The sequence below is a fragment of the Geomicrobium sp. JCM 19037 genome, from assembly GCF_000698105.1.
In the GTDB taxonomy this organism is placed as follows: Bacteria; Bacillota; Bacilli; order Bacillales; family Marinococcaceae; genus Geomicrobium_A.
Map to the genome: position 1 here is coordinate 1 of NZ_BAWZ01000067.1, position 2,946 is coordinate 2,946.

Sequence of the window (2,946 nt, forward strand, 5' to 3'; positions counted from 1 at the left end):
TACATAAAATACAAACATCATGAATCATCGTAAATGACTTGCATTATAAACGTTATTAGAGTAAAATAATGTTGTCCGTGAGGCCGTTACGAGACATATTCCACAGTAGCTCAGTGGTAGAGCAACCGGCTGTTAACCGGTAGGTCGCTGGTTCGAATCCTGCCTGTGGAGCCATACTTTGGAGAGCTGTCCGAGTGGCCGAAGGAGCACGATTGGAAATCGTGTAGGCGGCGTAAACCGTCTCGAGGGTTCGAATCCCTCGCTCTCCGCCATAACAACTCTAAGAAGTAATTAATTAAGCTGGCCCGTTGGTCAAGGGGTTAAGACACCGCCTTTCACGGCGGTAACGCGGGTTCGAATCCCGCACGGGTCACCAACATATCGCGGGATAGAGCAGTCTGGTAGCTCGTCGGGCTCATAACCCGGAGTCGGAGGTTCAAATCCTCCTCCCGCAACCAATTACAATTACTCTCGATGCTACGTAGAATTTCCTTCAAAGCAAGAGAGATAGTAGTACTCAGAGAGTGCAACCAATTAATCTTTAGATTGTAGTATTTAAAAGAAGCAAAGAGTTCGCGGAAGCTGACAAAGAAATCCGATGCTTATTTTAAATAATAGGGGCCTGTGGTGTAGCGGTTAACATGCCTGCCTGTCACGCAGGAGATCGCGGGTTCGATTCCCGTCAGGCCCGCCATTAAATTACATAATACTTATGGCTCGATAGCTCAGTCGGTAGAGCAGTAGACTGAAAATCTACGTGTCGGCGGTTCGATTCCGTCTCGAGCCACCATCTTTATTTAGCCGGTCTAGCTCAATTGGTAGAGCAACTGACTTGTAATCAGTAGGTTGGGGGTTCAAGTCCTCTGGCCGGCACCATATATATGGAGGGGTAGCGAAGTGGCTAAACGCGGCGGACTGTAAATCCGCTCCCTCAGGGTTCGGCGGTTCGAATCCGTCCCCCTCCACCATTTATATAGGGCATAGTTTAATGGTAAAACGAAGGTCTCCAAAACCTTTGATGTGGGTTCGATTCCTACTGCCCCTGCCAATTTAATATTAAACAACACATAAATATGGCGGCTGTGGCGAAGTGGTTAACGCACCGGATTGTGGTTCCGGCACTCGTGAGTTCGATTCTCATCAGCGCCCCATATTGGGCCATAGCCAAGCGGTAAGGCATCGGATTTTGATTCCGTGATGCGCTGGTTCGAATCCAGCTGGCCCAGCCATTTATGCGGGAGTAGTTCAGTGGTAGAACACCACCTTGCCAAGGTGGGGGTCGCGAGTTCGAATCTCGTCTCCCGCTCCATTTTTTGGCGGCATAGCCAAGTGGTAAGGCAGGGGTCTGCAAAACCCCTATGCCCCGGTTCAAATCCGGTGCCGCCTCCAAGTTTATATTCTGTCTAACATACCATGCCGGGGTGGTGGAATTGGCAGACACACAGGACTTAAAATCCTGCGGTTGGTAACAACCGTGCCGGTTCAAGTCCGGCCCTCGGCACCATATTTTACAACATACGCGTAAAGCGATTATTGAAACAGTCACATAACTTGTGGCTGTTTTTTTCTTAGAAGGAGAGTGTAAGTGTGAAGAAGTATGATGTGCGGGTTAAGAAGCTTCATGAAGATGCTGTTATTCCTACATACGGGTCGAATGCAGCTGCAGGTTTTGATTTATACGCTTTAGAAGAAGTAGTCATTCAACCTGGGGAAACAAAGTTAATAAAAACAGGCTTAGCTTTTGAAATTCCTAATGGATTCGAAATGCAAGTGCGACCACGAAGTGGCTTGTCTAAAAAAACGAAATTACGTATTTCAAACAGCCCCGGTACGATTGATGCAGATTACCGTGGAGAGGTCGGCATTCTAGTTGATCACATTGGAGCTAGCAATGAAGAAATGGGTGTGCTTTCAACAAAGGGAGAAGCAATAGATAGCAAGGCTGATCAGGGAAGTTATGTCATTGCTAAGCATGATCGCATTGCTCAAGGAGTATTGCAGCAAGTACCTCAAGCAATTTTCTTGGAAGTTGAATCATTAAATGACACTTCTCGAGGTTCTGGTGGGTTTGGTTCAACTGGAAACTAGAAAAGGTTGTCTAAATAAATTTGTGTTTTAAACAGCACACATAAAAAACTAGGAAGGTATAATAACCGGCCTAGTTTTTTAAGCGTTAATTAGCTTTTTCTGCGAGCATTCTTTCCAGGATCTATACTAAGTTAAATGGTCGGGTGGAAAAACGGCTCTACACTAAATGTTGGGGTGGAAAAACAACTGAGGCAAAATAAAATACGCAGGCTCCTTTGTCCTCTATACTTGAATTTGCCGAAACAAGTCATAGACAAGGAGCTGCGTATCCATGCATTTTATCACATCAATCCCGGGACTGGAAACGATGACGGTCACCGACGCTCAAATTATCGAAGACACGTGCACTTGCACGTGGAAATGGAACGCAAGAAACATCGTTGCCCAGCGTGCGGGGAGAAGACGAACAAGGTTCATGATTACCGACTGCAGAAAATCCAACATTTGAAACTTTTTGAGCGCAATACGTTGCTGTGGTACCGGAAACGGCGGTATGTGTGTGCCTGTGGCAAGCGGATTCCGGAAGCGTGCCCAGTGGTAGAGCGCTATCAGCGCCACAGTGTGGAGTACATCCAAGCTTTAGGGTTACGCGTCATACAAGGTAAGAACTTTAAAGACACCGCAAAACAGCTGTTCATCTCGCCAACAACGGCAATACGACGTTTTGATCAGCTCGCTCCACGGATGCTGGAAGAAGTGGTGGCGTTGCCAGAAGTGATCGCCATTGATGAGTACAAAGGTGATACGAATGGCGAACGTTTTCAAGTCCTGATTGCCAACGGAGCGACCGGTGTGCCTCTGGATATTCTGCCGGATCGAAAAGCCAAGACCCTTAAGCGCTATCTTCAGGAAAAAGGT

At 47.0% G+C, this 2,946-nt stretch carries 1 protein-coding gene, 14 tRNA genes and 1 pseudogene; all 16 read left to right on the top strand.

Annotation, left to right across the window (positions count from 1 at the left end):
- Positions 1-99 precede the first annotated feature (99 nt).
- Positions 100-174: transfer RNA gene (locus JCM19037_RS21425), tRNA-Asn, on the top strand.
- A 6-nt stretch (positions 175-180) separates the two neighbouring features.
- Positions 181-272 (top strand) — tRNA-Ser (locus tag JCM19037_RS21430).
- Positions 273-302: 30 nt separating this feature from the next.
- A tRNA-OTHER gene (locus tag JCM19037_RS21435) sits at positions 303-376 on the top strand.
- A 6-nt stretch (positions 377-382) separates the two neighbouring features.
- A tRNA-Met gene (locus JCM19037_RS21440) sits at positions 383-458 on the top strand.
- Positions 459-618: 160 nt separating this feature from the next.
- A tRNA-Asp gene (locus JCM19037_RS21445) sits at positions 619-694 on the top strand.
- Between the two features lie 20 nt (positions 695-714).
- Positions 715-790: transfer RNA gene (locus tag JCM19037_RS21450), tRNA-Phe, on the top strand.
- A gap of 10 nt (positions 791-800) precedes the next feature.
- Positions 801-876, top strand: a tRNA-Thr gene (locus tag JCM19037_RS21455).
- Positions 877-883: 7 nt separating this feature from the next.
- Positions 884-968, top strand: a tRNA-Tyr gene (locus tag JCM19037_RS21460).
- 7 nt (positions 969-975) lie between these two features.
- Positions 976-1,048 (top strand) — tRNA-Trp (locus JCM19037_RS21465).
- A gap of 28 nt (positions 1,049-1,076) precedes the next feature.
- Positions 1,077-1,151 (top strand) — tRNA-His (locus JCM19037_RS21470).
- 3 nt (positions 1,152-1,154) lie between these two features.
- Positions 1,155-1,229, top strand: a tRNA-Gln gene (locus tag JCM19037_RS21475).
- A gap of 5 nt (positions 1,230-1,234) precedes the next feature.
- Positions 1,235-1,309, top strand: a tRNA-Gly gene (locus JCM19037_RS21480).
- A 6-nt stretch (positions 1,310-1,315) separates the two neighbouring features.
- Positions 1,316-1,389 (top strand) — tRNA-Cys (locus JCM19037_RS21485).
- A 26-nt stretch (positions 1,390-1,415) separates the two neighbouring features.
- Positions 1,416-1,504 (top strand) — tRNA-Leu (locus JCM19037_RS21490).
- An 83-nt stretch (positions 1,505-1,587) separates the two neighbouring features.
- The gene (gene dut, locus JCM19037_RS21495) at positions 1,588-2,088 is read left to right on the top strand and encodes a dUTP diphosphatase (protein WP_042404502.1); all 501 of its coding nucleotides are present in this window, start codon (positions 1,588-1,590) and stop codon (positions 2,086-2,088) included.
- A gap of 271 nt (positions 2,089-2,359) precedes the next feature.
- Positions 2,360-2,946, top strand: a pseudogene (locus JCM19037_RS21500) (transposase family protein); the annotation flags it as partial.